General features: G+C 65.9%; 31 protein-coding genes and 1 other RNA gene. 13 read left to right on the top strand and 19 right to left on the bottom strand.

Annotation, left to right across the window (positions count from 1 at the left end):
• Positions 1-5: 5 nt before the first annotated feature.
• The 3 genes from NUW81_RS03640 to NUW81_RS03650 all read right to left on the bottom strand — a co-directional run bounded on the left by NUW81_RS03640 (position 6) and on the right by NUW81_RS03650 (position 2,371).
• Positions 6-824, bottom strand: a complete 819-nt coding sequence (locus NUW81_RS03640; RefSeq protein WP_245110410.1) for a cytochrome c — start codon at positions 822-824, stop codon at positions 6-8.
• 75 nt (positions 825-899) lie between these two features.
• Positions 900-2,060 carry an isovaleryl-CoA dehydrogenase gene (locus NUW81_RS03645; RefSeq protein ID WP_245110413.1) on the bottom strand — a complete coding sequence of 387 codons (1,161 nt, stop codon included), beginning with the start codon at positions 2,058-2,060 and terminating at the stop codon, positions 900-902.
• A 68-nt stretch (positions 2,061-2,128) separates the two neighbouring features.
• Positions 2,129-2,371 carry a hypothetical protein gene (locus NUW81_RS03650; RefSeq protein WP_245110415.1) on the bottom strand — a complete coding sequence of 81 codons (243 nt, stop codon included), beginning with the start codon at positions 2,369-2,371 and terminating at the stop codon, positions 2,129-2,131.
• Positions 2,372-2,524: 153 nt separating this feature from the next.
• On the opposite strand from NUW81_RS03650, the gene NUW81_RS03655 reads away from it, so the two are divergent.
• Positions 2,525-3,703, top strand: coding sequence for a thiolase family protein (locus NUW81_RS03655; protein ID WP_245110418.1), 1,179 nt, complete (start codon positions 2,525-2,527; stop codon positions 3,701-3,703).
• A gap of 84 nt (positions 3,704-3,787) precedes the next feature.
• Here NUW81_RS03655 and NUW81_RS03660 read toward each other — a convergent pair whose 3' ends face one another.
• Both NUW81_RS03660 and NUW81_RS03665 read right to left on the bottom strand, forming a co-directional pair.
• Complete coding sequence (locus NUW81_RS03660; protein ID WP_245110421.1) at positions 3,788-4,441, bottom strand: hypothetical protein; 654 nt, start codon at positions 4,439-4,441, stop codon at positions 3,788-3,790.
• The gene (locus tag NUW81_RS03665) at positions 4,434-4,643 is read right to left on the bottom strand and encodes a helix-turn-helix transcriptional regulator (RefSeq protein ID WP_245110423.1); all 210 of its coding nucleotides are present in this window, start codon (positions 4,641-4,643) and stop codon (positions 4,434-4,436) included. The genes NUW81_RS03660 and NUW81_RS03665 overlap by 8 nt, the downstream gene beginning before the upstream one ends.
• Before the next feature lie 109 nt (positions 4,644-4,752).
• Between NUW81_RS03665 and NUW81_RS03670 the strand changes: the two genes are divergently transcribed.
• From NUW81_RS03670 to NUW81_RS03685, 4 genes are read left to right on the top strand one after another with little or no spacing between them, the layout of a single operon-like run.
• The gene (locus NUW81_RS03670; protein WP_245110425.1) at positions 4,753-5,022 is read left to right on the top strand and encodes a hypothetical protein; all 270 of its coding nucleotides are present in this window, start codon (positions 4,753-4,755) and stop codon (positions 5,020-5,022) included.
• Between the two features lie 39 nt (positions 5,023-5,061).
• Positions 5,062-5,814, top strand: coding sequence for a MauE/DoxX family redox-associated membrane protein (locus NUW81_RS03675; protein ID WP_245110428.1), 753 nt, complete (start codon positions 5,062-5,064; stop codon positions 5,812-5,814).
• Positions 5,815-5,842: 28 nt separating this feature from the next.
• Positions 5,843-6,229: a hypothetical protein gene (locus NUW81_RS03680; RefSeq protein ID WP_245110430.1), complete on the top strand. Its 387-nt coding sequence runs from the start codon at positions 5,843-5,845 to the stop codon at positions 6,227-6,229.
• A 60-nt stretch (positions 6,230-6,289) separates the two neighbouring features.
• A complete protein-coding gene (locus NUW81_RS03685; protein ID WP_245110432.1) occupies positions 6,290-6,751 on the top strand; it encodes a hypothetical protein in 462 nt (153 codons plus the stop codon).
• 7 nt (positions 6,752-6,758) lie between these two features.
• Here NUW81_RS03685 and NUW81_RS03690 read toward each other — a convergent pair whose 3' ends face one another.
• Positions 6,759-7,313, bottom strand: coding sequence for a hypothetical protein (locus NUW81_RS03690; RefSeq protein ID WP_260508534.1), 555 nt, complete (start codon positions 7,311-7,313; stop codon positions 6,759-6,761).
• A 133-nt stretch (positions 7,314-7,446) separates the two neighbouring features.
• Between NUW81_RS03690 and NUW81_RS03695 the strand changes: the two genes are divergently transcribed.
• Positions 7,447-7,875 (top strand): hypothetical protein, encoded by a 429-nt coding sequence (locus NUW81_RS03695; protein WP_245110436.1) that lies wholly within the window; start codon positions 7,447-7,449, stop codon positions 7,873-7,875.
• Positions 7,876-7,929: 54 nt separating this feature from the next.
• On the opposite strand, the gene NUW81_RS03700 is transcribed toward NUW81_RS03695, so the two are convergent.
• The 4 genes from NUW81_RS03700 to NUW81_RS03715 all read right to left on the bottom strand — a co-directional run bounded on the left by NUW81_RS03700 (position 7,930) and on the right by NUW81_RS03715 (position 11,693).
• Positions 7,930-8,418 carry an SH3 domain-containing protein gene (locus NUW81_RS03700; protein WP_245110439.1) on the bottom strand — a complete coding sequence of 163 codons (489 nt, stop codon included), beginning with the start codon at positions 8,416-8,418 and terminating at the stop codon, positions 7,930-7,932.
• Positions 8,418-9,782: an NAD(P)H-dependent flavin oxidoreductase gene (locus tag NUW81_RS03705; RefSeq protein ID WP_245113656.1), complete on the bottom strand. Its 1,365-nt coding sequence runs from the start codon at positions 9,780-9,782 to the stop codon at positions 8,418-8,420. Before NUW81_RS03705 ends, NUW81_RS03700 begins: the two co-directional genes overlap by 1 nt.
• Before the next feature lie 140 nt (positions 9,783-9,922).
• Positions 9,923-10,777 (bottom strand): carboxylating nicotinate-nucleotide diphosphorylase, encoded by an 855-nt coding sequence (gene nadC / locus NUW81_RS03710; protein ID WP_245110441.1) that lies wholly within the window; start codon positions 10,775-10,777, stop codon positions 9,923-9,925.
• A gap of 31 nt (positions 10,778-10,808) precedes the next feature.
• Positions 10,809-11,693, bottom strand: a complete 885-nt coding sequence (locus tag NUW81_RS03715) for a metallophosphoesterase family protein (RefSeq protein ID WP_245110443.1) — start codon at positions 11,691-11,693, stop codon at positions 10,809-10,811.
• A gap of 49 nt (positions 11,694-11,742) precedes the next feature.
• On the opposite strand from NUW81_RS03715, the gene NUW81_RS03720 reads away from it, so the two are divergent.
• Positions 11,743-12,819, top strand: a complete 1,077-nt coding sequence (locus NUW81_RS03720) for a phosphotransferase family protein (RefSeq protein ID WP_245110446.1) — start codon at positions 11,743-11,745, stop codon at positions 12,817-12,819.
• Between the two features lie 53 nt (positions 12,820-12,872).
• On the opposite strand, the gene NUW81_RS03725 is transcribed toward NUW81_RS03720, so the two are convergent.
• The 5 genes from NUW81_RS03725 to NUW81_RS03745 all read right to left on the bottom strand — a co-directional run bounded on the left by NUW81_RS03725 (position 12,873) and on the right by NUW81_RS03745 (position 17,830).
• Positions 12,873-15,050: a M3 family metallopeptidase gene (locus tag NUW81_RS03725; RefSeq protein WP_245110449.1), complete on the bottom strand. Its 2,178-nt coding sequence runs from the start codon at positions 15,048-15,050 to the stop codon at positions 12,873-12,875.
• Between the two features lie 68 nt (positions 15,051-15,118).
• Positions 15,119-15,643 (bottom strand): NUDIX hydrolase, encoded by a 525-nt coding sequence (locus NUW81_RS03730; RefSeq protein WP_245110451.1) that lies wholly within the window; start codon positions 15,641-15,643, stop codon positions 15,119-15,121.
• Positions 15,640-16,311 (bottom strand): TPM domain-containing protein, encoded by a 672-nt coding sequence (locus NUW81_RS03735; protein WP_245110453.1) that lies wholly within the window; start codon positions 16,309-16,311, stop codon positions 15,640-15,642. The genes NUW81_RS03730 and NUW81_RS03735 overlap by 4 nt, the downstream gene beginning before the upstream one ends.
• Positions 16,311-17,183, bottom strand: coding sequence for a TPM domain-containing protein (locus tag NUW81_RS03740; protein ID WP_245110455.1), 873 nt, complete (start codon positions 17,181-17,183; stop codon positions 16,311-16,313). Before NUW81_RS03740 ends, NUW81_RS03735 begins: the two co-directional genes overlap by 1 nt.
• 53 nt (positions 17,184-17,236) lie before the next feature.
• Positions 17,237-17,830: a LemA family protein gene (locus NUW81_RS03745; protein WP_245110458.1), complete on the bottom strand. Its 594-nt coding sequence runs from the start codon at positions 17,828-17,830 to the stop codon at positions 17,237-17,239.
• 154 nt (positions 17,831-17,984) lie between these two features.
• Between NUW81_RS03745 and mscL the strand changes: the two genes are divergently transcribed.
• A complete protein-coding gene (gene mscL, locus NUW81_RS03750) occupies positions 17,985-18,428 on the top strand; it encodes a large conductance mechanosensitive channel protein MscL (protein ID WP_245110460.1) in 444 nt (147 codons plus the stop codon).
• A gap of 66 nt (positions 18,429-18,494) precedes the next feature.
• Here the strand turns inward: mscL and NUW81_RS03755 are convergent, their stop codons facing one another.
• Both NUW81_RS03755 and ssrA read right to left on the bottom strand, forming a co-directional pair.
• The gene (locus tag NUW81_RS03755; RefSeq protein ID WP_245110464.1) at positions 18,495-20,540 is read right to left on the bottom strand and encodes an amidohydrolase family protein; all 2,046 of its coding nucleotides are present in this window, start codon (positions 20,538-20,540) and stop codon (positions 18,495-18,497) included.
• Between the two features lie 170 nt (positions 20,541-20,710).
• Positions 20,711-21,063: a transfer-messenger RNA gene (gene ssrA, locus NUW81_RS03760) on the bottom strand.
• A 104-nt stretch (positions 21,064-21,167) separates the two neighbouring features.
• On the opposite strand from ssrA, the gene NUW81_RS03765 reads away from it, so the two are divergent.
• From NUW81_RS03765 to NUW81_RS03785, 5 genes are all read left to right on the top strand, one after another.
• Positions 21,168-21,452, top strand: coding sequence for a hypothetical protein (locus NUW81_RS03765; protein WP_245110467.1), 285 nt, complete (start codon positions 21,168-21,170; stop codon positions 21,450-21,452).
• A gap of 251 nt (positions 21,453-21,703) precedes the next feature.
• A complete protein-coding gene (locus NUW81_RS03770) occupies positions 21,704-21,955 on the top strand; it encodes a hypothetical protein (RefSeq protein ID WP_245110469.1) in 252 nt (83 codons plus the stop codon).
• A gap of 34 nt (positions 21,956-21,989) precedes the next feature.
• The gene (locus NUW81_RS03775; protein ID WP_245110472.1) at positions 21,990-22,262 is read left to right on the top strand and encodes a hypothetical protein; all 273 of its coding nucleotides are present in this window, start codon (positions 21,990-21,992) and stop codon (positions 22,260-22,262) included.
• Between the two features lie 101 nt (positions 22,263-22,363).
• Entirely contained in the window at positions 22,364-23,125 is a 762-nt protein-coding gene (locus NUW81_RS03780) for an NUDIX hydrolase (protein ID WP_245110474.1), read from the top strand.
• A complete protein-coding gene (locus NUW81_RS03785) occupies positions 23,115-23,834 on the top strand; it encodes an extensin-like domain-containing protein (protein ID WP_245110476.1) in 720 nt (239 codons plus the stop codon). The genes NUW81_RS03780 and NUW81_RS03785 overlap by 11 nt, the downstream gene beginning before the upstream one ends.
• Positions 23,835-23,923: 89 nt before the next feature.
• Here the strand turns inward: NUW81_RS03785 and NUW81_RS03790 are convergent, their stop codons facing one another.
• Positions 23,924-24,199: an SWIB/MDM2 domain-containing protein gene (locus NUW81_RS03790; protein WP_245110478.1), complete on the bottom strand. Its 276-nt coding sequence runs from the start codon at positions 24,197-24,199 to the stop codon at positions 23,924-23,926.
• Between the two features lie 81 nt (positions 24,200-24,280).
• The gene (locus NUW81_RS03795; protein ID WP_245110482.1) at positions 24,281-25,096 is read right to left on the bottom strand and encodes an LD-carboxypeptidase; all 816 of its coding nucleotides are present in this window, start codon (positions 25,094-25,096) and stop codon (positions 24,281-24,283) included.
• Positions 25,097-25,103 lie beyond the last annotated feature (7 nt).

The following is a 25,103-nucleotide window of genomic DNA, read 5'->3' on the forward strand; positions in this document are numbered from 1 at the left end:
TTGCTCTATTTGGCCGCTGCGAGCGCCTGCACATAGGCCACAACCGCGGCGCGCTCGGCATCGGTCAGCGCCGACAATTCGCGCCGCGCCACCAGTGCCATCATGCCATGCGCATCGCCGCCCTTGGTCACCCCGTCCGAGAGCAGCCGGTCGAGTTCGGCAGCGCTATAGCCGTCCATCCGCTCGAGCCCCGGCGCGCCCGGGCTCACTCCCGACAGGTCGGGACCGTGGCATTCGGCGCAAGTGACCGAGGCGACATAGCGCCCCAGCGCGAACTCCTCGCCGACCCCCGGCGCGGGATGCGCGCGATAGGCCGCGACCGCATCGGCGGTGGTATCGAGGATGCCCATCGCCACCAGCGCCTGCGTCCCCTCGCCCTGTTTCGGCAGCGGCCAGTCGCGCCCCTGCGGCTCGAGGCTGCGCAGGTAGGCGATCAGCGCGCCCATGTCGGCGTCCGACAATCGCTGCAGCGACTTGGCGGGCATGTAATAAAGGTTTTCGCGCTTGGGATGCGTGCCGGTGCGCAGCAGCGCCTCCACCTCGGCATCCGACCAGCCCGAAAGGCTGCGCGTCAAATTGCTCGCGAACACCATCTCGCCATCGGGGTCATCGGCATAATTGCCCCCCGTCAGCGCCACGCCATGACAGGAGGTACAGCCAAGCACGTCGGTCAGCCGCGCGCCATGCGCCACCTGCGCCGCGCCTTCCGCATAGGCCCCGTCGAAAGCAACGGGCAGCGCCGCGCTCTCCTGCGGCACCTCGGCGGCGCAAGCGGCGACAAGGGCCGCGGCCCCCGCGAGAAATATCAGTCGAGAATAAGTCATGGCGCACCTCCTCCGACCCTCAGGATCGGCCGAAAGGTGCGCCCTGTCCTTGATCCGCGTCAAGTCGGCGGCGTTTTAGCCGCCCGCGCCGACCAGTTCGCGCCCGATCAGCATGCGGCGGATCTCGTTGGTGCCCGCGCCGATGTCGAGGAGCTTGGCATCGCGCAGGTAGCGCTCGACCGGCCAGTCCTTGGTATAGCCGGCACCACCAAGCGCCTGCACCGCCTCGCCCGCGACCTTGAAAGCGCTTTCCGACGCCAGCAGGATCGCGCCCGCCGCGTCGAAGCGCGTCGTCTTGCCCGCATCGCAGTTGCGCGCGACGGTGTAGACATAGGCGCGCGCCGAGTTGAGCGCGACATACATGTCGGCGATCTTGGCCTGCATCAGCTGGAAATTGCCGATCGGCTGGCCGAACTGCTTGCGCTCGCGCACGTAGGGCAGGACCACGTCCATGCAGGCCTGCATGATGCCGAGCTGGATGCCCGAGAGCACGGTGCGCTCATAGTCGAGCCCGCTCATCAGCACCGCGACGCCGCCATTTTCGGGACCCATGACGCGGTCCTCGGGCACGAAGCAGTCGTTGAACACCAGTTCCGCGGTGGGCGAGCCACGCATGCCCATCTTGTCGAGCTTCTGGCCGATCGAGAAGCCCTCGTCGCCCTTCTCGATGAGGAAGGTGGTGATGCCTCTGCTGCCCTCGCCCGTCTTGGCATAGACGACCAAAGTGTCGGCATAGGCGCCGTTGGTGATCCAGAATTTGGTGCCGTTGAGGCGATAGCCGCCATCGACCTTGTCGGCCTTCAGTTTCATCGAGACGACGTCCGAACCCGCGCCCGCCTCGCTCATCGCCAGCGCGCCGACATGCTCGCCGCTGATCAGGGGCGCGAGATATTTCTCTTTCTGCTCGGGGTTCGCCCATTTGGCGATCTGGTTGATGCAAAGATTGGTGTGCGCGCCGTAGCTCAGGCCGACCGAGGCCGAGGCGCGTGCGATCTCTTCCTGCGCGATGACATGCTCGAGATAGCCGAGCCCCAGCCCGCCATCCTCTTCCGGAACGGTGATGCCGTGGAGGCCGAGCTCGCCGATCTGCGGCCACAGCTCGACGGGAAAACGGTCTTCCTCGTCGATCGAGGCCGCGATCGGCTCGATCTTGTCCACGGCAAAACGGCGCGTGGTGTCGCGGATCGTCTCCGCCATTTCGGAAAGGCCGAAATCGAGGCCGGGTTCGTTACTCATATGCGTGTCTCTCCTGTTGGCCAGCCGCCTAGCAGGAGAGGTCGTGACGGTTCAAGAAGGCAAGGCGCCTAGAAGGAAGCGAAGGGGCTCGCACCGAGGCTGCACGCCTGCGTCAGCGGATCACGGCGGCAACCGGTCGAGGCCTTGGCCCGTTCCGCACGATCGCGTTCGCGCTGTGCCTCGCGCTTTTCCTCGCGCTCCGTCTTTTCCTCGCGGGGCTCCGGATTGAAGCAGGACGACTTGGCATCGCTCCCCGCCGACGCGGGCGCCGCGAGAAGTCCGATGGCGGCGATACCGATCACCAAACGCATGTCATTTTCCCCTTTCGTGCCGGTTCATACTTAACGCAGGTTACCGAACAGCGACAGACCCTCGTCGCATCTTGCTGAACAGGAGATTGATCGGTCGCCGCCGCGACCCTATGTCCCTCCGCGAAAACAAGAAAAAAACTTCGGAGATACGCCATGAGCCAGACCGTCATCCTTTCCTATGCGCGAACGCCGATGGGCTCGATGCAGGGCGCCCTGTCCGATGCCTCGGCCACCGACCTCGGCGCGACCGCGGTCAAGGCGGCGGTCGATCGTGCCGGCGTGGACGGCGACAAGATCGACCGTATCTACATGGGCTGCGTCCTGCCCGCCGGCCTCGGCCAGGCCCCCGCGCGCCAGGCGGCGCTGAAGGCGGGCCTGCCCAAGTCGGTGCAGGCGACCACCGTCAACAAGGTGTGCGGCTCGGGCATGCAGACCGTCATCCAGGCCGACGAGGCGATCCGCGCCGGCAACGCCACCACCATCATCGCGGGCGGCATGGAATCGATGACCAACGCCCCCTACCTCCTCAAGAAGCACCGCTCGGGCGCGCGCCTCGGCCATGACACCGCCTATGACCATATGTTCCTCGATGGGCTCGAGGATGCCTATGAGGAAGGCAAGGCGATGGGCGCCTTCGCGCAGGAAACCGCCGACGATTACCAGCTCACCCGCGAGAGCATGGACGACTATTCGATCGAGAGCCTCGCCCGCGCCCAGCGCGCCATCGCCGAGGGTGACTTCGAGGGCGAGATCGTCCCCATCACTATCGTCACCCGAAAGGGCGAGACGACCGTCGACACCGACGAGGCCCCCGGCCGCGGCCGTCCCGACAAGATCCCCTCGCTGCGCCCCGCCTTCCGCAGGGACGGCACCATCACCGCCGCGACCAGCTCGTCGATCTCGGACGGCGCCGCCGCCGTGGTCGTGACCTCGCGGCAAGCCGCCGAGGCCGCGGGCAAGGCGCCCGTCGCGACCATCGTTGCCACCGCCGCCCATGCGCGCGAGCCTTCGGAATTCACCATCGCCCCCATCGGCGCCATCGAGAAGTGCCTCGACAAGGCCGGCTGGTCGGTCGACGACGTCGACCTGTGGGAAGTCAACGAGGCCTTCGCCTGCGTCGCCATGTTCGCGATGAAGGATCTCGGCATCAGCCATGACAAGATCAACGTGAACGGCGGCGGCACCGCGCTCGGCCACCCGATCGGCGCCTCGGGCACCCGCATCCTCGTCACGCTCCTCAACGCCATGAAGAAGCGCGGCCTCAAGAAGGGCATCGCCTCGCTCTGCATCGGCGGCGGCGAAGCCACCGCCATCGCGGTTGAGATGGCCTGACGCCCCCTCGCCTTGCGGCCAATGAAAAGCCCCCGCCGGCCAACGCCGACGGGGGCTTTTTCATGCCCGGATGGGATGCCGACCTCAGCCGATCCCGCGCTTGAAGGCGGCGAAGAAGATCATCATGATCCAGATCCACATCGACCCGCCGAAGAAAGCCGCCATCGGGAAGGGGGCGAGATATTCGAGATGCGCGGCCACCGCCCAGCCGCCGAAGAACAGCATGATGGCGTAGAAGGTGTAGGTCGCCGATTCCTTGACGATCGCATCGTTGAGTTCGTCGCGACGGAACTTGATGACGATGCTGAGCAACGTGATCGCCGCGACAAGCGCCACGATCACCCAGAGCGCCACTTCGTTGGCGACCAGCCCGTCCGGCCCGCCCAGTCCGAGCACGAAGGGCACCGCACCGATCATCACGAGGATGAGCCCGCCCCAGAGCAATTCGCGCCGCTGGTAGCGAAGGTCCGCCTCATCCTCGACCTCGAGGAAATGCTTGCCCGCCTTGGGCGCCGCGGCCCCCGCGAGCACGATCAGCCCGATCAGCATGAAGACCACGCCCGCGCCCATCGCGACCAGCGCATCGACGCCGAAATCCCATGCCGCGCCCTCTTCGAGGAAATGCAGCGTGCCGTACATGGTCGCCGCCCCGATGATGCCGCCCGCGACCAGCTGCACCGCCCGCTTCTTCCACGTCGTTCCGCCCGCGTCGGCCGCGCTGCCCGTCATCTCATTCACTTTCCGGCTCCCAGTCATCGAAGAACAATTCAGGCACCGGCACGCCGAACAGTCTCGACAGGCGCAGCGCCAGCGGGAGGCTCGGATCATATTTGTCGGTCTCGACCGCGTTGATCGTCTGGCGCGAGACGCCGAGCCGCCGGGCCAGTTCGCCCTGGCTCCACCCCGCCTCTTCGCGCCAATGCCGGATCCGATTCTCCATGGCGCGATCATGTGTAAAGAGCTCTTGTCAGTCAAGAGCTCTTTACACCCCTTGGCACCCGCCGCCGCCGCTGCTTGCCTTTCCCCGCCCCGCGCTAGGCTCTCGACTAGTGGGGCCCGCCAAGCTCGCGGTCGGCGACATCATGCTCAATGCGCATGAATTGAAGCGCCGGATCGAGCGCCTCGGCGCGGAGGCCGACACCGCCAACATGGACCGTTACGCCGCCTCGCCGCAGCTCTGCCGCAAGCTCATCGCCTTCACGGTGGACGAGCAGAATGCCGAGCTCAAACGCACCGGCCGCCTCCTCACCGGCCATCCGGTGCAGGCCTTCGTGGCGCGCAGCGAGGAAGCAGCGGCAGCAGCAGCAGTGCCGCGCTAGTCGGTTGCGCCGCTGCTCGCCATTTCCCACATAGTCTGCATGCTCGACCGTACGCCCAAGACCGCCCGCCTCTACCGCATGGTGAAACCCAAGCACGTCTGCCCCTACGGGCTGCAGGCGCTGCACCTGTTGAAATCGCGCGGCTACACGGTCGAGGACCATCATCTCGCCACCCCCGAGGCGACCGAGGCCTTCAAGGCCGAACATGCTGTCAGGACCACCCCGCAGGTCTTCATCGGCGACCAGCGGATCGGCGGTTATACCGACCTGCGCACCCATTTCGGGCTGAAGAACCCCGATCCCGACAAGAAGACCTACCGCCCCGTCGCCGCGCTCTTCGCGCTGGCCGCGCTGATGGCCTTCGCGCTGACCAACCTCGTCACCGGCGCGCCGATCCTCGAGCGCTGGGCCATGCTCTTCGTGCCCATCGCCATGTGCATGCTCGCGCTGTTGAAGCTGCAGGACGTGCGCAGCTTCGCGACCATGTTCCTCGGCTACGACCTCCTGGCGAAGCGCTGGGTACCCTATGCCACCCTCTACCCCTTCCTCGAGGCCACCGCGGGCGTCCTTATGCTGGGCCAGCTCCTGCCGTGGCTGTCTGTCCCCATCGCGCTGTTCATCGGCACCGTTGGCGCGATCAGCGTCTTCAAGGCCGTCTATATCGACAGGCGCGACCTCAAATGCGCCTGCGTCGGCGGCAACAACAATGTCCCGCTCGGCTTCATCAGCCTGACCGAGAATCTCATGATGATCGGCATGGGGCTGTGGATGGGCGCGCGCTTCCTTTTCTGATAGAAACGGCAGCGAAAGGACCGCTCTCATGAAGCTGCCGCTGCTGCTCGCCCCCCTCCTCCTCATCGCCGCTTGCGGGGAGCAGGCCGACACCCCCGTCGTCGAGAGCGAAGCCGCCGAGCCCGAGGTGGCCAGCATCGCCGGCATGACCTTCGAGATCGAGGGCGAGGACGGCGTCGGATCGACCTATTTCGGCCCCGACGGGACCTACACCGACTTCCTCGACGGCGAGGAAGTGGCGCGCGGAACCTACGAGCAGCGCGAGGACGGCCTCCTCTGCTTCACCCCCGATGCGCCCGACGAGGGCACCGACTGCTGGACGCTGGAGGGCGAGCCCGACACTGACGGCTGGATGACCTCGCGCCGCCTCGCCGACGGCCTCGAGATCCGCGTCCGCCCCGTCACCACGGGCTAGCCGCACCCTTTCGCTCCCCGATGCGTTGGCCCGCCAACACTCAAAAGGGGAGTTTTCCATATGATCCGCCATTTCCTGATCGCCACCGCCGTGCTCGGCCTTGCCGCCTGCGGCAGCAACGAAGAGGTCGACGAGGCCGACAATGTCGACATGACCGTCGCCCCCGAGGGCGATGTCGCGCTCGGCGACCAGGCCTCCGCCGTCGCCGGTACGCCCTATGCCGACACCAGCTGGGAGTGGACGTCCGCCGACGGCACGGTGATGACCACCAGCTACAATGCCGACGGCTCCTACGTGACCACCGGCGGCGGCAGCGTGCAGGACCAGGGCAGCTGGACATGGCAGGACGGCAAGATCTGCGATGACAGCGACATGGACGATGCCGCCGACATGTGCTGGTCGGGCCCGCCGCAGGCCGTCGCCGAAGGTGACAGCTTCGTCGCCACCAGCGACGGCGGGGAGGATGTCGAGGTCAAGCGCGTTGCCTATGTGCAGCCGCGTCTCGAGGCCCCCGGCACCTGACGCTGCGCTAGGCGCGTCGCCCGAACCCGCGTCGCGGCGCGATTTCGGGATCGGGCCGCGCGCTGCCCGCCGCCACGACCCCCATCGCGCCGAGATGTGTCGTGAAGCTCTCGATGAAAGCGCTGCGGGCCGCGCGGTCGGCGCCCTCGCTGTCGATCCGATATTCGCGTCCCACCGGTGCGGGCGTGATGACATGGTGCGCCTCGCCCCGTGTCACGTCGAGCCCGCCCATGAAGCGGCTCTGCGCCCCCGCCGCCGCCAGCATCTCGCCATAGGCCTCGAGCAGCGCCAGCGGATCGCGCCCCTGCGGATCCTCGAAGAAGACGAGGTCGCGCACGCGCCCCGGCTTCTCGCGTGGCAAATGCGGTGCGATGGCCGCGCCGATCGTGCCACCAGCATGCATCCGGAGCGCCATCTTGAAGGTCAGGAACGCCAGCGGCCCCGCCGCCACCAGCGCCGCCGTCCATCCCTGCTGCCAGCCGATGAACATCAGCATCGCGGCGGTGAGCAGCGCCCAGCTCGCCAGCATCCGCCTGCCACCCGAAAGCAGCGCCTGTTTCATGTCGAACCACATCGCCTCGACCCTACACCCTTCCCGTGACCAAATGCTTGTCCCACACGGATTCCACCCCTCACTTGATTTATGTTGGTAAATATTGTCGAAGTTGGGGCTTCATTACCAAGGGGGAATGACCATGAAGAAACTGATCCTGCTCACCGGCGCGCTGACGCTCGCCGCCTGCGCCGCCGAGAATGACGAGGCCGAGATGGTCGACGGCGACGGCGACATGGTGGTCGAGGAAACGACCGAGGTCGCCGACGGCCCCGGCATGCCCGGCGAATACAAGATCTACAACGCCGACGGCGAACTCAACGGCACGGCGATGAACAATGCCGACGGCACCTACACCTGGACCGATGCTGACGGCAACGCGGTCGAGGGATCGGGAACGTGGGAAAACCGCGACGGCAAGATGTGCGTCGACTGGACCGAAGCCGAGGGCGAGGAAGACGAGGGCGAGACCTGCTGGACCCGCGGCGAAGCGGGCGAAGACGGTCGTGTCGCCTGGACCAACGATGGCGACGAACCCGTCACCGTCTATGTCGAGGAAAGCGTCGGCTAAGCCTCTCACCCGACAACAATGGCGAAGGGCGGTGCCGATGGCGCCGCCCTTTTCCTATTCGAAGCTCTCGTCTTCATCCACGCCCCACAGGCGCTCCTGCAGGACCCAGCCCTCGGCCTCGCCCACCCGCATCCGGCACACGGTGCCATTGCACGCATCGAGCCTGCCGACCACGCCTTCCTCGAGGCGATAGCGCACCGCGCTGTCGGGCGACGGGCTGATGCGCATGTCGAGCGGCGCCCCGCGCGTGACCATGCCGGTCCGCACCTCGGTCAAGAGCGCCACCGACATCCAGCCGGTAGTGCCGTCGGGGTCCTCGATCTTGCGCCAATTGTCATATCGCTGGACGATCTTCACCGGCAGGTCGCGGCGCTGGTAGAGCCACTGGCCCGGATAGGTGCGCCCGGGGCCCGAGCGCATCATTGCCTCTCCGCTCGAGATCGAGGCCCAATATGGCACCTCGCGCTCGTCCTGCGCGCTTGCGACGTTCGCCGCGCCCGCCAGTGCGGCGATGCCGGCAATCGAGAGGACCAGCTTGTTCATCACGCTCCCGTCAGGATCCGGTCGACCAGCTGCTTCACCGTCGGCACGAAGCCGTTCGAGTAGAAGGGGTCGGTCTTGAAACGATAGGCGGCATGGCCCGCGAACATCAGATTCTCCTCGACCGGACCGCCGTGCGCGATGTCCTGCAGCGTCTTCTGGATACAGAAGCTGCGCGGGTCGGCAAGGCGCCCCGTCGTGTTCTTCTCGTTATCCGCCCAGCTCGAGAAGCTGCACTGCGACAGGCAGCCCATGCAGTCGGCCTGGTCCTTGCGGATCTCGGCGAACTCCTCGGGGGTAACGAAGATCAGCGTGTCCGCCGGCGTCTTCATCGCCTCGGTGAAGCCCGCGCCATGCCATTCGCGCGCGCGGTTCAAATCGGCCTTGGTGACCCAATAGCTCTTGCGCCCCTTGATGCCGACGTCGAGTTCGAACTCGTGATCGCCTTCCTTTTCCTTGGTGAAGGCGATCTGGCGCTCCGAGCGCGCCTCGAGATTGCGCAGGAACGGATTGCGCACCGCCGAGCTGTAGAAGCCCGTCGGCGAGAATTTGTGGAGGAGGACATCGCCTTCCTCCAGCGTCATCAGCCGCGCCTTCCACTCCTGCGGAATGGGGCTTTCCTGCGTCAGCAGCGGCCGCGTGCCGAACTGGAAGGCGATCGGTCCCAGCTCGTCATTGTCGATCCAGTTATCCCATTCATCGAGCCGCCAAACGCCGCCCGCCATCACGATCGGCACTTCGGGCGTGCCCGCATCGCGCATCATCTTGCGAAGCTCGGCAACGCGCGGATAGGGATCCTGCGGCTTCTTGGGGTCCTCGGCGTTCGACAGGCCGTTGTGCCCGCCCGCCAGCCACGGATCCTCATAGACCACCGCGCCCAGCCCCTCGGGATGCTTGGCATAGGCCCGCTTCCACAGCGCGCGGAAGGCGCGGCCCGACGACACGATGGGGAGATATTTCACGCCATAATGACGCGCGATCTCGGACAGGCGATAGGGCATGCCCGCACCGCAGGTGACGCCGTCGACCATGTCCGCGCAATTGTCCAAGAGGCCCTCGAGCACGCGCTCGGCGCCGCCCATTTCCCACAGCACGTTGACGTTGATCGCGCCCTTGCCGCCGGCCATCTCGTGCGCTTTGATGACCTGCGCGGTGGCGCCGTCGATCGCGTACTGGATCAGCTCTTCATGGCGTCCGCGGCGGGTCATTTCCTCATAGACCTGCGGGATGATGCGGCCTTCGGGATCATAGCTGTCGGCATTGACCGCGCTCACCGTGCCGATGCCGCCCGCGGCGGCCCAGGCGCCCGAGCTCGCATGGTTGGTGGCCGAAACGCCCTTGCCGCCTTCGATCAGCGGCCAGACCATCTTGCCGTTATACTCGATCTCCTTGAGACCCTTGAAACTCACATCGCTCTCCTGTGGGATTTGGGCGTTGCTATAGGAGCGCGAGGCCCGCGCCACAATCCCGCCTTTTTTCGGTTCGCCGCAGCTTGGCCGTAACGACCTCAGCTGCAAATGGCGTAATCGAGCCCGATATCCACCGCGGGCGCGCCCATGGTGATCTTGCTCGTCGAGATGTAATCGACCCCCGTCTCGGCCACCGCGCGGATCGTCTCGAGGTCGATCCCGCCCGAGGCCTCGAGCGGCACGCGCCCCGCCACCAGCGCGACGGCCTCGCGCAAAACGTCGGGCGGCATGTTGTCGAGCAGCAGGCGGTCGGCCCCTGCCCCCAGCGCGGGTTCGATCTGGTCGATCCGGTCGACCTCGACCTGCACCTCGAGCCCGTGATTGCCCGCCTTGGCCCGCATCACGGTCATCACGATATCGCCGCCGTTCACCGCGATGTGATTGTCCTTGATGAGGAGGCCGTCATCCATCCGCATCCGGTGGTTGGCCGCGCCCCCCATGCGGCTGGCATATTTGCTCAAGGCCCGCAGCCCCGGGATGGTCTTGCGCGTATCGAGCACGGTCGCGCCCGTGCCCTTGACCGCCTTGGCGAAGGCGCGCGCCTGCGTGGCGATCCCGCACAATACCTGCAGCGTGTTGAGCGCCGAGCGCTCTGCGCTCAGCAGCGCCTGCGCCTTGCCGGTGATGCGCATGAGGTCGGTGCCCGCGGCCACGACATCGCCATCCTCCACCAGCCGCTCTATCTTCGCCGTATGGTCGAGCCGGTGGAAGAAGGCTTCAGCCACCTCGATCCCGGCCACGGCGATTTCCTGCCGCGTGTCCATGACCGCGGAAAAACGCGCGCCCTCGGCGATCGTGTTGGCGGAAGTGACGTCCCCGCCCCTGCCGAGATCCTCATGGAGGACGGCGGTGACATAATCGTCGAGATCGAATTCTCTGGGAAGCTGGCTCATGGCCCTGCCCTGCACCTATTCGAAAAAAGCCTCAAGCATTGCCTTCGGCAGCGCGCGCCACCTCGGCCACCAGCCCCATCGCATTGGCATTGGAGGGCTGCCAATGCGCCTCGTCATGCTCGCGCTGGTAATGATGCTGGCGCCGCTCGACATAATTGTCGCCGTCCCAGCCGATCACCTTGATGAGGCAATTGTGCCGGTCCGCCTCGATATAATTGAAGCTGGCGGGCTCGATCTTGATCCGCGTCGAGAAGGCCGTGCCCGCCTGGATCACCAGCGCCGAACCATCGCCTTTGGGCAGGTCGACCGTGCGGTGCACCGAGCTCGTATGGTTATGCCCCGACAGGATGAGGTCGATGCCGACATCGTCGGTCGCGCTGACCGCCGCCACCTGGTTCTGGATGGGGTCGGACAGCTCCTCCCCGCGCGGCAGTTTCCACATCGGGTGGTGCAGCGTGAGGATGCGCAGGTCATCGTCCTGCGCCTCGGCGAACTTGTCGCGCATCAGCTGTATCTGCTCGTCCGAGATCTTGCCGTTCTTCACGACCAGCCCGCGCATCGAATTCAATCCGAGGATCGCGAAGCCATCCTCGTTGAGCCACGGGTTCAATTCCTCGCCCCACTCGCCCATGTGCTTCACATAGGCCGCATTGGGGCTCATGAACCGCTTCACGAGGTTGAAGCTCGGCGTGTCGTGATTGCCGGGCACCACCATGATGCGGTGTCCCCGCTCCTCGATCTTGTCGAGCCAGGCGCGCGCCAGTTCGAATTCCTCTTCCTTGGCCCATTGGGTGAGGTCGCCCGCGATGACGACGAGGTCGCTCTCGTGTCGCTCGAGGAACAGTTCGGTCGCGGCGACCAGATGCTCTTCGTGAATGCCGAAATGGACGTCGGAAAAATGGATGATCTTGTGCATGTCGTCCGAACGCTTGGGGTCGCCGCGAAGTTCAGCTAGCGTCCCGTTTATGGACCGCACCGACGCCAATACGGGCACCCGTCCCGTCTCCGACCACCTCGCCTTCGACGAGAAAGCCCTCACCGACTGGATGCAGGCCCGTGTCGAGGGCTTTGGCGGCCCGCTCACGGTCGAGCAATTCAAGGGCGGCCAGTCCAATCCGACCTACAAGCTGGTGACCCCCGGCGCGGCCTATGTCCTGCGCCGCAAGCCCCCCGGGCGCCTCCTGCCCGGTGCCCATGCGGTCGAGCGCGAATATCGCGTGATGACGGCCTTGGGGCAGGCAGGTTTTCCGGCGCCCAGGACGCACGGCCTCGAGGAAGACGAGAGCGTCATCGGCACGCCCTTCTTCGTCATGGACATGGTGCCGGGCCGCATCGTCTGGGAAGCACATTTCCCCGACACCCCTGCGGCCGACCGCGGCGCGCACTTCGACGCGATGAATGCCACCATCGCCCAGCTCCACGGCTTCGACCCCGCCGCCATCGGCCTTGCCGACTATGGCAAGGGCGAAGCCTTTGTCGCCCGCCAGGTCGCGCGCTGGTCCGACCAGTATCGAAACGACATCGAGGCCGGCCGCGTCGAGGCCATGGACCGCCTCGTCGACTGGCTGCGCGACAACGCCCCCGACCGCTCGGCCGAACCCGTGCGGGTCATCCACGGCGACTTTCGCTGCGACAATATGATCTTCGATGCGGCCCAGCCAAGGGTGCGCGCCGTCCTCGACTGGGAGCTGTCGACGCTCGGCGATCCCGGCGCCGACTTCGCCTATCACCTCCTCATGTACCGCATGCCGTCCGCCGGCAGCTTCACCGGCCTCCTCGGCCGCGACCTCGCCGACCTCGGCATCCCGTCCGAGGAGGATTATGTCGCCGCCTACTGCGAGCGCACGGGTCGCGACGGGGTCGCCGACCTCGACTATCTCATCGTCTACAACATGTTCCGGCTCGCCGCGATCGTCCACGGCATCAAGGGCCGCGTCGCGCGCGGCAATGCCTCCAGCGCCCATGCGGTCGAGACCGCCAAGGCCCTCGAGCCGCTCGCCGAACTTGCCTGGGCCAATGCCAAGGCCGCGCGCCTTCCTTAAGAAAAAGGCCCGGACGTTTCCGCCCGGGCCTCCTTCGTCCAGCGATATCTCGCTTATTCCGCGCCGGTCGGGAAACCGCGGCGACGCAGCAGCGCGTCGACGTCGGGATCGCGGCCGCGGAAGGCGCGGTAGGCTTCGATGCGGTCGGTCGCATTGCCGGTCGCCAGGATGATCTTCTCGAAGCGCTCGGCGACGACCGGATCATAGACATTGCCCGTCTCGGCAAAGGCTTCCCACGTGTCCGCGTCCATCGTCTCCGACCACAGGTAGCTGTAATAGCCCGCCGAATAGGCGTCCGAGGAGAAGAGGTGGTTGAACTGCGGCAGGCGGTGACGCATCACCGTTTCCTCCGGCATGTCCAGCGCGGCCAGCGTTTCCTTCTCGAAGGCATCCACATCGACCACGCCGTCGGGGTCCATGTGCAGCTTCATGTCGACGAGCGCCGAGGAGAGATACTGCACGGTCGCATAGCCTTCGTTGAAGGTCGACGAGGCGGCGATCTTGTCGCGCAGGCTCTGCGGCATGACCTCGTTCGTCTCATAATGGCGCGCAAAGCGCTCGAGCACCGGCTCCGACAGGAGCCAATTCTCGTTCACCTGGCTCGGATATTCCACGAAGTCGCGCTGGTTGCCGGCAAGGCTCGGATAATCGACATCGACCAGCATGTAGTGGATGGCGTGACCGAATTCGTGCCACAGCGTCTGCGCGTCATCGAGGCTGATGAGCACGGGCTCGCCCGGCGCGGGCTTGTTGAAATTGTTGTTGTTGGTGAACAGGCCCAGTTCGTCACCCGTCAGCTTGGTGCCGAGGCGCAGCGTGTTCATCCACGCGCCCGAGCGCTTGCCGTCACGGGCATAGGTGTCGAAATAGAACAGCCCGATGTCCTTTCCGGTGCGCGTGTTGGTCACCTCGAAGGTCCGGATGTCGGGATGATAGACCGGCACCGCGCCGGTGTTCTCGACCATGCTGATGCCGTAGAGCTGTTCGGCCGACCAGATCATGCCGTCGACCATGTTGTTCAGCTCGAAATAGGGCTTCAGCTCCTCTGCGCTGAGGTCGTACTTCGCCTTGCGCACCTTCTCCTGGTAATAGAGATAGTCCCACGGCTCGATCTCGCTCACGCCGTCGGCGGAAGCGAATTCCATCATGTCGGCGACTTCCTCGTCGACACGCGCGATCGCTGCGGGCCACACCTTCATCATCAGGTCCATCGCGCGCTGCGGGGTGCCCGCCATGGTGTCCTGCATGCGCCAATGCGCGTGGCTCTCGTAGCCGAGCAGGTCGGCGCGGTCGGCGCGGGTTTTCACGATTTCGGCAATGATCGCATTGGTGTCATTGTCATCGCCATTGTCGCCACGATTGACGAAGCGGTCCCAGACCTTTTCGCGAAGGTCGCGGTCTTCGGCGAAGCTGAGCACGGGGTCGACCATCGAACGGGTGTTCTTGATGGCATAGCCTTCCATGTCCTGCGCTTCGGCAGCGACCTTGGCGGCGCCCTTGATGTCGGCGGGAACGCCGGCCATCTCGGCCTCGCTCACCTGCGTATAGACATTCTCGTCGGCCAGCACGTTGGCCGAAAACTGGCTGAACAGCTCGGCGAGCTTGCTGTTATAGGCCGACAGCTGCGCCTTGCCCGCTTCGTCGAGCAGCGCGCCGGTGCGCACATAGCCGTCATAGCGACGCTCGAGCACGCGCATCTGCTGGCTCGTCAGGCCCAGATTGTCGCGATTGTCGTAAAGCGCCTTCACGCGTGCGAACATGCGCGGGTCGAGATTGACCTTGTCGAAGGCCTCGGAAATCTTCGGGCTCCACTTGGCCTGGAGATCGCGCACCTCGGGGGTCGAGATGTTCGAGGCATAGACGCCGAAGATCGAATAGACGTCGCCGAAGCGCTGGCCCGCCAGTTCCATCGCGTCGATGGTGTTGGCGAAGGTCGGCGCGGCGGGGTTGGCCGCGATCGCTTCATATTCGGCAAGCGCCTCGTTCAGCGACACTTCGATCGCCTCGTCGAACTGGCCGACTTCATATTCCTGCCACTGCGGCACGCCGTCATAGGGGCCGGTCCACTCCTCGAGGAGCGGATTGTCATAGGCGATGGCTTCGGCCTCGGCCATGTCGGCGGCGGCGGTCGCCATGGCGGCGGCGGTTTCGATGGCTTCGTCCTGGCCAACCGTCCCGCAGGCGGCAAGGCTCAGGCTCGCGGCACCCGCGAGCAGCATTTTCTTGGTCATGGATATTCCTTGGGTGAGATACATCGGCACCTGTGTTGCACGGGTCGCCTGAACCCACAAGGAACCTTCTACGAACGCAACAGGTAGGCCATCACCCGAACGTCCACGGCGCACCCTTCCTGTCGCTTTTGCGCGACAAAGGCCGCCACCTCGGCCAGCGGCACCGCGTGGACGATGATGTCCTCGTCATCGGTGCCCCCGCCTTCGCCGACCTTCACGCAGTCATGCGCGCGCACGGCGGTGAAGCTTTCGGACACCATGCCGGGCGAGGAATAGAATTCGCCCATCACCTCGATGGACCCGGCGCGCCAGCCCGTCTCTTCCTCGAGCTCGCGCACCGCGGCCTTCTCGACCGTATCTTCCTCGCCGCCGTCATCGTCGCCGATCAGTCCCGCGGGCAGTTCGAGGCAATTGCGCCCGAGCGGCACGCGATGCTGCTCGACCATGAGCAGCCGGTCGCCCTCGACTACCGCCTCGATCACCACCGCGCGGATGCCGCGCGCGCGCTTCACATATTCCCAGCGCCCGTCCTTCACCGCGACGATGAAATCGCCCTGAAATTTGATCTCGGGAGCTGAAGAGGCGTCGCTCACAGCTCGATCAACTTGTCGGGGATCTCGTTGGTATCGTCCGACGACTTGGGGAAATGCTCGGCCAGCACCAGCCCGATCTCGTGGATCGCGGCGCAGATGCCGTCGGCCACGCGCCCCTCCTTCACCGGTCCCAGGAGCGCGATCATCGCCTCGGCCCAGGCATCGGGCTCGACGGCCTCGGTGATCGCATCGTCATGGATGATCTCGGCGCGATGCTCGCCCATCGACAAATAGATGAGGATGCCGGTGCGCCCGATGGTGCGCCGCTCGGCGCCCGCCTTGTAGATGTCGATCGCGCGCCGGCGCACCCGCCGCGTCTTGGTCGCGGGCGGCACCAGCTTCAATCGGAGCGGCATGTAGCGAAGCGCCCCCCACACGATGAGGAAGGTCGCGAGCGAGAACATCAGCAGCACGGTGAGGAGCTGCGTCAGCGGCACCTCGCCCCAGCCGCCGAAGAACAGGTGGTAGGCATCCTCCAGCCACTGCGGCTGGAACGCCCAGATTCCCATCTGGAGGAAGGTCGCGAGCGCGGCCCACTGCCACGCCGCGTCATGATATTGGTCCGAAAGCTCCGTCGCCACCGCGACGATCTCGCCGTCGGAAGCCAGTTCCGCCTGCGCGATCGCCTGCGAGACGCGCGCATGATCCTCTGCCGTCAATTGATGCATTACCACCCCCCGGAGGCGCCGCCGCCACCGAAACCGCCGCCGCCGAGACCGCCGCCGAAGCCGCCGCCACCGCCGCCGAAACCACCGCCGCCACCGAAGATGCCGCCGCCGCCGTGGCGTCGGGGCCTGCCGCTGGTCAGCGCGTCGATGCCCCACAGGATCACCGCGGCATCACCGGCATCGAAGCCGCCGCCACGCCGCCGGCGGCGCTTGCTGTCCTTGCCGCGATAGCGCCGCCCCTGCCCGCGCCGTCCGGCCGAGAGGAACAGGAACATCAGGATCATGAAGAAGATCATGCCCCCGAAATTGCCGCCGCCCTCGCGCTCGCGCGACTGCTCGGCGGCCGCCGTCTCGGCGCGCGCCGCCGCTTCCTCGGGGGAAAGTTCGAAGCTGGCGATGATCTCGTCGACACCGGCATCGATGCCGCCCGCGAAATCGCCGGCCTTGAAGGCGGGCGTCATGGTGTTGCGGATGATCCGCCCCGCCAGCACGTCGGGCAGATAGACACGCGCGCCATAGCCCGTCTCGATCCGCATCTCGCGCTCCTCGCGGGCGACGATCAGCAGCGTGCCATCGTCTTCCTCGGCATCGCCCACACCCCATTCACGACCCAGCCGATAGCCGAAATCCTCGATCGGATAGCCCTGAAGGTTCTGGAAGGTGGTGATGTAGAGCGGGCGCCCCGTCTCGTCGAAACGCGCCTGCAGCTTGCGGTTGAGCGCCAGCTCTTCCTCGGGGCTGAGGAACGCGCCCTCGTCGAGGATCCAGCTGTTCTCGGGCGGCGCGGGAAAGTCCTGCGCATTGGCGGGCTCGCTGATGAGCAGCCCGCCGAGCACTGCCAGCAGCGCGAGGAGGCCAAGGAGAAGCCGCACCAGCCGCTTCGCCCTGCCTCCGTCGTCTCGCCTGTATTCGGGTCGCATCCGTCTTACGCGCCGAAGTCCACTTCGACCGCTTCGTCGGCGCCCGCGGCGGCCTCGAAGGGCACCTTGGGTTCGGCACCGTGGATCACCTTCGCGCCGATCGCGTCGGGGAAGGTGCGGATCGTGGTGTTGTAGTTGCGCACAGCGTCATTGTAATCGCGGCGCGCGACGAGGATCGAATTCTCGGTGCCCTCGAGCTGGACCATCAGGTCGGCAAAGCGCTGCTGCGACTGCAGTTCGGGATAGCGTTCCATGATGACCGTGCCCAAGAGGCTGCGCGCGTTCGACAGCTGGCCCTGCGCCTGCGCATAGGCGCGCACCGCTTCGGGGTCGTCGAGCTGGTCGGGCGACAGGTTGGCCGAGGTCGCCGAAGCGCGCGCCTCGGTGATCTGGGTGAGGATTTCCTCTTCCGAGTTGGCCGCGCCCTTCACGCTCTCGACGAGGTTGCCGATGAGGTCGTTGCGCCGCTGGTATTCGGCTTCGACATTGCCCCAGGCGGCGTTCACTTCCTCTTCGGCGGTCGGCACGCTGTTGATGCCACAGCCCGCGAGGCTGCCCGCGATCAGGGCGGTCGAAAGCAGGGTCAGTCGCTTGTTCATCTGGATATATCCCCTCGAAAAACTCGTGTCTTATAAAGGTAGGACGGCAAATCGCCGCTTTCAATGTCCGCGAGATGGCATAAGCTCGCCCCCGTCACAACAGGGGGAAGGCGGGGCCCGCGCGCCCGCCCGACCCGATCATCCGGGGGAACAGATGCTCGACGACTTCAAGAAATTCATCGCCAAGGGCAATGTCATCGACCTTGCCGTGGCGGTCATCATCGGCGGCGCCTTCGCGCTCATCACCAAGGCGCTGACCGACGACATCATCATGCCGCTCGTCGGCTACCTCTTCGGCGGCCTCGACTTCTCCAACTATTTCATCCTGCTGGGCGAAGTGCCCGAGGGCTATGAAGGCAGCCTCACCAACTATGCCGAGCTGAAAGAGGCCGGCGTGGCGATGATCGGCTATGGCGCCTTCCTCACCACCATCGTCAACTTCCTCATCCTCGGCTTCCTCATCTTCCTGATGGTCCGCTGGGTGAAGAAGCTCGTGGAAGCGCAGAAGAAGGCCGAAGAGGAAAAGCCCAAGGGCCCGACCGAGATCGAACTGCTCCAGGAGATCCGCGACGAACTGAAAAAGCGCCCGGTGGCCTGAGCCGCCGGACGCTTTTCCTGCAACTGACAGGAGGGGGCGGCACCGCGAGGCGCCGCCCCTTTTCGCTTACTTCGGGTCGCCGCCGATGCCGACGTCGCGCCGCATCTGGCGCGCATCGATCACGGTGCCGTTCAGCACCACCGTCTCGACGCGGCGCAGCGCGCCCAGTTCGGCCTCGACATCGCCATCGACGAGGATGAGGTCGCCTTCCTTGCCGACCGTGATCGAGCCCGACTTGTCACCGACACCCGCCGTCTCGGCCGGCAGGATCGTCGCGGTCGCCAGCGCATCGGCGCGGCTCAGCCCCGCTTCCTCGTAGATCTCGATCTCGCGGAACAGCTCGTAGCCCTGCCCGTCGGTACCGGCGACCAGCGTCACCCCGCCCGCGTGCAGCTTGCCGATGAGCCCGACCATGACGTCATAGCTCGCCTGGTAATCGTCATAGGTCATGCCATCGAGCAGTTTGTAGCCCCCCGTCTTCATGCCGCGCTCCATCGTGGCGGGCCACAGCCCTTCCCAGGGCGCCGCCGACTTGGGCAGCGAGCCGTCGCGCGGCGGCACGATCATGTCCTCGAAGATGGTAATGGTCGGATCGACCACGGTCCCCCGCTCGGCCAGCTCGGCGACGAAGGCATTCACCTCCTCGCTGTCGAGGTCGACGTCCTTGGCATAGGTAATCGGGCCCTCGAGCCGCTGGTTGGTGTTCGAGGCATCGACCACCTCCTGCGGCAGGAACTGCATCAGCGCGAAATTGAGGTGGGTGATCTCGTCATAGCCCGCGCGCACCGCCTCGATGGGACGCATCGTCGCGGGGATGTGCCCCGACACGTGCAGCCCCAATTCGTGCGCCACCGCCGAGGCGGGCGCGATCCACTCGGGGTTCATCGAGGTGTAGAATTTCACGCCGTAGAGCCCTGCCTCGGCGATCTCGCGCACGGCAGCGATCGCCTCGGCCTCGCTCTCCACCGTCATCGAGCTCTGCGCCGCGAGCGGATGCTTCTGGTCGATGATGGTCGAGGCATAGATGTCGGGGGCAAGGAGCGTCCCCGCCGCGCTGCGCTCGCGCTTGTCGACGACGAATTCGATCGCCGCGCCCGGGCTGCGATAGCTGGTGATGCCACTGGCGATATTCTGGAGGAGCTTCCAGTCGTCCTGCCCGAAATGGGCATGGGCGTCCCACAGGCCCGGCAGCAGCGTCTTGCCGGTGCCGTCGACCACCCGCATGCCGGCCTCGGCCGCGATCGAGCCCGCCGGCGCGATTGCCTTGATGACCCCGTCGGCGACCAGCACCGCCTGCGCCTCGCGGAAGGTCCGCCCCTCGGCATCGAACAGCTTCACATTGTCGAACAGGACGGGCGCGCGCGCTTCATCGGCCATATATTTGGCCGACAGCGCCGCCGTCGCCTCGAGCCCCGCTTCGGCCTGCACTTCCTTCAGCTGTGGGATGATGCCCTCATAGCCCTCGGGCAGGAGACCGAGCGTGGAGAAGAAGCCGAAGAACTCGTCATCGGCATCGAGCCAGATCGGATAGGGCTGCGTGCCCACCCCCGACAGATAGTGGAGCGCGATGATCTGCGTCTCGCCGTCGGAGGAGGTGACATCGAGCGTGCGCCCCGTCGCCTCGAGCCGCGCCACCCCCGAGGGCAGGAGCTTGAGATCGCCATCGGCGGCGCGGATGGCGCGGATGGCGTCGTTGAACGCCAGCGTCAGGCCGTTCGCCGCCCAATAGAAGTCGCCGTCATAGGGCGCCTCGCCCGTTTCGGTCTCGGTCTTCCAGCGCGCCATGCCGTCTTCGACGACATAGCTTTCCTCGGCGACGCCGAAGGGCGACTTGCCGCGGATGGTGATGGTCTGGGGCAGCCCGTCATCGCCATAGCAGACGGTCTCGTCGGTCTCGCCTGTCCAGCCGCGCAAATTGGTGCTGTCGCGATAGGCCATGCAGCCATTGTCCAGTTCCCAGCGATACTGTTCGCCATGCTGGCCGGCTTCCGACAGGAACACCCATTTCTCGGCATCCTCGGGCGGCACCATCAACTCCTCGACCGGGGTCGGCGCGGCGATGGCGGCGGTGGACGCGAACAAGGCGGTGGTTACCAATGCAAAGCGTGTCATGGATCTGTCCCCTGTGATCATCAACGTCGTTTGATGGACGCAACGATGCGCCTGCGCAGGCAAAAGCGCAATCCGTGCAAGGTCGCCCCCCCGACAAGCGGGCATTTCGCTTCGACAAAAAGGAGGGAGAAAAGTGGAGGGTTTCTGTTGCCCGGCACCCTCCGGCCGCTGGAATCCCCTTCTGTTGCCCGGTGGGGTCCAACCGCGCTTATTTCATTGTAACCTTAGCCGTTAGGCGCGGGGTTACGCAGCAATAGCGAGTGCTTCGTTATCGTTAGCACTTGTGTGAACGAGCCTTTGCGGTGGTCTCATACCGATCGGCAACCTGATCTTTATTGCGCTCGTCGATCCTGTTTCGCCCCCGTCAGGACCCCCGGCAATGCTGCCATCTTCGGGGGTCTTGGTGGAGGCGCCGGGGTACTGCCCCCCGGGTCCGAAACGCCTATTCCATCAGATACTCTACCGACATAGCCGGTTGCCCGGCCCGCCCAAGATAAGCGCAGTGGCGCCCCGAAACAAGCGTCCGCTGTCGGAACAATCACCGCTACCGCCCTGTTGGTATGGGCGAAGGATGCGGGGCGCCATTCGCGCTGGCATCCACCTCCCAATCATCGAAGGAAGATACAGATGAAGAAGATCGCTTTTTGCATGACCGGTGCCGCCGCCATTGCCCTGGCTGCCTGCAACCCCTCGGAAGACGCTGCTGGTGACGCCGTCGCCGAATCCGGCGAGGAACGCACCGAAATGCTCGAGGAAGCGGCCGACGACGCCGAGACCGAAGCGATGGAAGAAGAACTCGAGGCCGCGGCTGAAAAGTCGAATATCGCCGCCGAGGCCAATGAGGAAATCGCCGAGGGCGACATGGAAGATGCCGCCGACATCGCCAGCGAACTGGACGACGTCGAGCAATAATTTCTCCTCCGAAATTAACGCGTTAAGGGCCTCCGCCGCCGCGGGGGCCCTTTTTTGACGTTTGCCGAGCCTTCCCCGCAGCACGGGCTCGGCCCGTCGTTACCGCCGCACCACGGTTTAACCCGACGTTGACATTCGTTTCCCGAGGCGGAACCAATGTCGCCGGATCGCCGTTTATGGCTTTCCGTTGTTGCGCTGCCACAAAGGCAGGTGACTGCGAACGGACGAAAAATATTTTGGGGAATTTGACCATGAAGAAACTTGCTTTCGCCCTCACCGGCGCCGTTGCTCTCTCGCTCGCCGCTTGCGGCCAGGACCAGGAAGATGTCGTCGAAGAAGTGAACGACGGCCAGGTCGAACAGCTTGAAGCGCAGGCCGACACCGCCGACGACCTCGGCATGGAAGCCGAATCGGAAGCCCTCGAAGATCAGGCCGACGCGCTTGAAGAGCAGGGCGAAGCCGCCGAAGAAGCTGCCGAAGACGCTGACGGCGACGTCCTCTAAGGACCGCCTTCCGGCATAATCGGAAAGTAATTCGATGAAGAAAATCGCCTTTGCCCTCGTCGGTGCCTCCGCGCTCGCGCTTGCCGCTTGTGCCGGTGAAGCCGATGACGCCGAGATGGTGGAAGACACCACCCTCGTCGACGAGAGCTATGACGAAAGCGCCGAAAGCCTCGAGGAAGTGACCGAAGAACCGGTCGCGGTCGAGGAAGAGGCTGCCGAGGAACCCGCCGCGCCTGCCGTCGATGCAATCGACGAAAGCGACGTGGCCGGCAACGAAGCGGAAACCGAGGACGTCGTCGGCCTCTAGGCCGATCGTTCCCGCCCGATATCGGGAAGGCCGGAGACCCAATCGGGTTTCCGGCCTTTTTTCTTGGCCTGCCCGCGCGCCCGCCCGATAAGAGCCATTGCATGACCGATCCCCGTCCTTCCGACCTGCCTCCCGCCATCCCTGCCGCCACGCTCATACTCCTGCGCGAGGGGCCCGACGGCGGCCCGCCCGAGACGCTGATGGTGCGCCGCACCGCGCACATGGCCTTTGCCGCGGGTGCATGGGTCTGGCCGGGCGGGCGCATCGACCCTGCCGATCACGACCACGCCAGCGCGCCCGCCGACAGCGTCGCCGCCGCGCGCGAGATGCTCGAGGAAGTCGGCATCGCGATCGGCCTCTCCCCCGCCCCCGATGCGGAGACGAGCGCGGCCCTCCAGCAGCGCCTCCTTGCCCACGATCCGCTCCTGCAGCTGCTCGAGCGCCACGGCCTCGATCTCGACCCTGCCGCCTTCACCCGCTTCGCGCGCTGGGCGCCCAACCTGAACCTCAAGCGCCGCTTCGACACCTGGTTCATCATCGCCCGAGCCCCCGAAGGCCTGCCCGAACGGCACCACCAGGAAGCCGAGGTCGCCGCCTCGCGCTGGATCACGCCTGCCGCCATGCTCGAGGAAATCGCCGCGGGGAACGCCCACGCCATCTTCCCGACGCTGCGTAACCTCGAACGGCTCGCCAAGGCGCGCACTGTCGACGACATCTTCGCCGATGCCGCCACCCACCCGGTCGAAAAGATCGTCCCCTGGGTCGAGGGTGAAGGCGAAGCGAAGATGCTCTGCATCCCCGAGGGCGCGGGCTATCCCGTCACCCGCTCGCCGCTCAGCAGCGCCTTTCGCGGTGTCCACTAAGCCGCGCCGCCGCCTCGGCTGTCTTCTCTTCCTCGCGCTCGCCGCCGCCCTCGGCTGGTTCGGCTATCGCTACGCCGCCGCCTATGTCGAGGCGCATCCCGAGCAATTCCCCTTTACAGCGCTCGATCTCGACGATCCCGTCGGCCCCTATACCGATGCCAAGCTCGCCGCATTGGCGGACGATCCGCAGGCCTGCCTCGCGCTCGTCCGCGCCGCCGGTATCGCCGAGGATTTCGCCCCGCCGCGCCGTCCCGACGAACCGCAATGCGGCTATGATGACGGCATCGACCTCGACCTGCCGCCCACCGACATCGCCGCCGCCTGCCCCGTCGCCGCCGCGCTCCATTTGTGGCAGCGCGACGTGCTCGCCCCCGCCGCCGCGACGCACCTCGGCACCACCGTCACACCCGTCCACAACGGCAGCTACAACTGCCGCCGCCTCTATGGCCGCGGCGACGGTCCCTGGTCGCGCCACGCCACCGCCGATGCGATCGACATCGCGGGCTTCCGTACGGGCGAAGGGCGCACCCTCACCCTCCTCCGCGACTGGGACGGCAGCCCGTCGGACGCCACCTTCCTGCGCGCGGCGCGCGACGGTGCCTGCGACCTGTTTTCGTCCGTCCTGTCACCCGATTACAACGCCGCGCATGCCGATCACCTCCACCTCGCGATGCGCGAGGGCAACATGGGCTGGTCCGCCTGCCGCTGATTCGGCACAGAAAAAGGGCCGCGGAAGCAGGTGCTCCCACGACCCCTTGTCTGTCTCGTGACACCCCTGCGGGTGCCCGGCACTCCCTCCTAGGAGAGGTGCTTGGACAGGTGCTTGTTCATTTCGAACATGGTCACCTTGTCCTGGCCGAAGATCGGACGCAGCGTGTCGTCGGCCATGATTTCCCGCTTATTCTGCGGATTCTGAAGGTTGTTGGCCTTGATGTAGGCCCACATCTTCGAGACGACTTCGCTACGCGGAAGCGGGGTCGGACCGGTCACTTTCGCCAGTTCCGCCGACGGGGTCACCGGACGGGCGAGACCGCCCCCTGCCTTACGCCCCGACCCGCTCTTGTTATCTGCCATGATACTTGGCCCTCCTGTTAAGTAAGGGGGCGAGTTGAGCGAACTTCCCCCAGAGGCGCAAGGGGGAGAATCGCGCTTTTTTCACCTCTGATGGTTAAAGGCGCCGAAGGGAACGACCCGATTGGCCGCGTCATGGCCGATGTCGGCGCACCCACGGTAATCGATCCCGGCCTCCTCACACCAGCGCCGGACCATCACCTCGGCCTCCTCGCCGAAGGGCCGGTCATTCTCGGGCACGGCCGAGAAACGCCCCATGCGAAGGCTCGCGGGGCGCACCGGCTGCTGCGTCAGCGCGAACAGCGCGCGGTCGCTTGCATATTGATATTCGGCCACTTCCTCGACCAGCAACTCGGCACCGTTGAGGTCCGGCATCAACGGCGTGCCGAGCATCGACACCAGCACTTCGAGATTGAAGGCATAGCTCGGCCGGTTGGTCGCAAGGTCGGGTTCGAGCGCCGCTTCATCGCCGCGCACCATCCACGCCAGCGCGCGGTCGAGCGCCGCCTCCCCGCCCTCGCGCCCCGCGTCGGCGGGCATCGGGCCGTGCGCCACCTCGAGCCCTGCCTTGTGCAGCGCCGACAGGAGGAAGCCCGCGTCCGAATAGCCCATGACCTTCTTGCCGAGCGCGCGCGCCGGCACCTTGGTCGCGACATCCACCGCGATGCGGTTGGAGCCGTAGCCCCCGCGCGCGCACCAGATCCAGTCAATGCTCTCGTCGGCCAGCATCTCGAGGAGCGCGCCTGCGCGCACCGCATCGGAGCCCGCGAAATGCCCCTCGCTGGCGAACACCTGCGGATGCACGACCAACTCCGCGCCCGCCGCCGCCGCACGGGCGCGCGCCTTTTCGGCAGTCGCCTCGTCAATCCTGCAACTCGGCGCAACAACCCCGATCCGCATGGGTCCT

It is taken from the genome of Sphingomicrobium aestuariivivum, from assembly GCF_024721585.1.
GTDB lineage: Bacteria > Pseudomonadota > Alphaproteobacteria > Sphingomonadales > Sphingomonadaceae > Sphingomicrobium > Sphingomicrobium aestuariivivum.

What these genes read in the sequence shown, in the direction of transcription:
- NUW81_RS03685 (WP_245110432.1), top strand. Translation starts at nt 6,290, where the DNA reads ATGATCCGCCATTTCCTGATCGCCACCGCCGTGCTCGGCCTTGCCGCC.
- NUW81_RS03645 (WP_245110413.1), bottom strand. Translation starts at nt 2,060, where the DNA reads ATGAGTAACGAACCCGGCCTCGATTTCGGCCTTTCCGAAATGGCGGAG.
- NUW81_RS03650 (WP_245110415.1), bottom strand. Translation starts at nt 2,371, where the DNA reads ATGCGTTTGGTGATCGGTATCGCCGCCATCGGACTTCTCGCGGCGCCC.
- NUW81_RS03770 (WP_245110469.1), top strand. Translation starts at nt 21,704, where the DNA reads ATGAAGAAACTTGCTTTCGCCCTCACCGGCGCCGTTGCTCTCTCGCTC.
- NUW81_RS03675 (WP_245110428.1), top strand. Translation starts at nt 5,062, where the DNA reads ATGCTCGACCGTACGCCCAAGACCGCCCGCCTCTACCGCATGGTGAAA.
- NUW81_RS03665 (WP_245110423.1), bottom strand. Translation starts at nt 4,643, where the DNA reads ATGGAGAATCGGATCCGGCATTGGCGCGAAGAGGCGGGGTGGAGCCAG.
- NUW81_RS03790 (WP_245110478.1), bottom strand. Translation starts at nt 24,199, where the DNA reads ATGGCAGATAACAAGAGCGGGTCGGGGCGTAAGGCAGGGGGCGGTCTC.
- NUW81_RS03780 (WP_245110474.1), top strand. Translation starts at nt 22,364, where the DNA reads ATGACCGATCCCCGTCCTTCCGACCTGCCTCCCGCCATCCCTGCCGCC.
- mscL (WP_245110460.1), top strand. Translation starts at nt 17,985, where the DNA reads ATGCTCGACGACTTCAAGAAATTCATCGCCAAGGGCAATGTCATCGAC.
- NUW81_RS03720 (WP_245110446.1), top strand. Translation starts at nt 11,743, where the DNA reads ATGGACCGCACCGACGCCAATACGGGCACCCGTCCCGTCTCCGACCAC.
- NUW81_RS03640 (WP_245110410.1), bottom strand. Translation starts at nt 824, where the DNA reads ATGACTTATTCTCGACTGATATTTCTCGCGGGGGCCGCGGCCCTTGTC.
- NUW81_RS03755 (WP_245110464.1), bottom strand. Translation starts at nt 20,540, where the DNA reads ATGACACGCTTTGCATTGGTAACCACCGCCTTGTTCGCGTCCACCGCC.
- NUW81_RS03775 (WP_245110472.1), top strand. Translation starts at nt 21,990, where the DNA reads ATGAAGAAAATCGCCTTTGCCCTCGTCGGTGCCTCCGCGCTCGCGCTT.
- NUW81_RS03745 (WP_245110458.1), bottom strand. Translation starts at nt 17,830, where the DNA reads ATGAACAAGCGACTGACCCTGCTTTCGACCGCCCTGATCGCGGGCAGC.
- NUW81_RS03735 (WP_245110453.1), bottom strand. Translation starts at nt 16,311, where the DNA reads ATGCATCAATTGACGGCAGAGGATCATGCGCGCGTCTCGCAGGCGATC.
- NUW81_RS03715 (WP_245110443.1), bottom strand. Translation starts at nt 11,693, where the DNA reads ATGCACAAGATCATCCATTTTTCCGACGTCCATTTCGGCATTCACGAA.
- NUW81_RS03795 (WP_245110482.1), bottom strand. Translation starts at nt 25,096, where the DNA reads ATGCGGATCGGGGTTGTTGCGCCGAGTTGCAGGATTGACGAGGCGACT.
- NUW81_RS03690 (WP_260508534.1), bottom strand. Translation starts at nt 7,313, where the DNA reads ATGAAACAGGCGCTGCTTTCGGGTGGCAGGCGGATGCTGGCGAGCTGG.
- NUW81_RS03725 (WP_245110449.1), bottom strand. Translation starts at nt 15,050, where the DNA reads ATGACCAAGAAAATGCTGCTCGCGGGTGCCGCGAGCCTGAGCCTTGCC.
- NUW81_RS03680 (WP_245110430.1), top strand. Translation starts at nt 5,843, where the DNA reads ATGAAGCTGCCGCTGCTGCTCGCCCCCCTCCTCCTCATCGCCGCTTGC.
- NUW81_RS03705 (WP_245113656.1), bottom strand. Translation starts at nt 9,782, where the DNA reads ATGGTCTGGCCGCTGATCGAAGGCGGCAAGGGCGTTTCGGCCACCAAC.
- NUW81_RS03655 (WP_245110418.1), top strand. Translation starts at nt 2,525, where the DNA reads ATGAGCCAGACCGTCATCCTTTCCTATGCGCGAACGCCGATGGGCTCG.
- NUW81_RS03765 (WP_245110467.1), top strand. Translation starts at nt 21,168, where the DNA reads ATGAAGAAGATCGCTTTTTGCATGACCGGTGCCGCCGCCATTGCCCTG.
- NUW81_RS03695 (WP_245110436.1), top strand. Translation starts at nt 7,447, where the DNA reads ATGAAGAAACTGATCCTGCTCACCGGCGCGCTGACGCTCGCCGCCTGC.
- nadC (WP_245110441.1), bottom strand. Translation starts at nt 10,777, where the DNA reads ATGAGCCAGCTTCCCAGAGAATTCGATCTCGACGATTATGTCACCGCC.
- NUW81_RS03700 (WP_245110439.1), bottom strand. Translation starts at nt 8,418, where the DNA reads ATGAACAAGCTGGTCCTCTCGATTGCCGGCATCGCCGCACTGGCGGGC.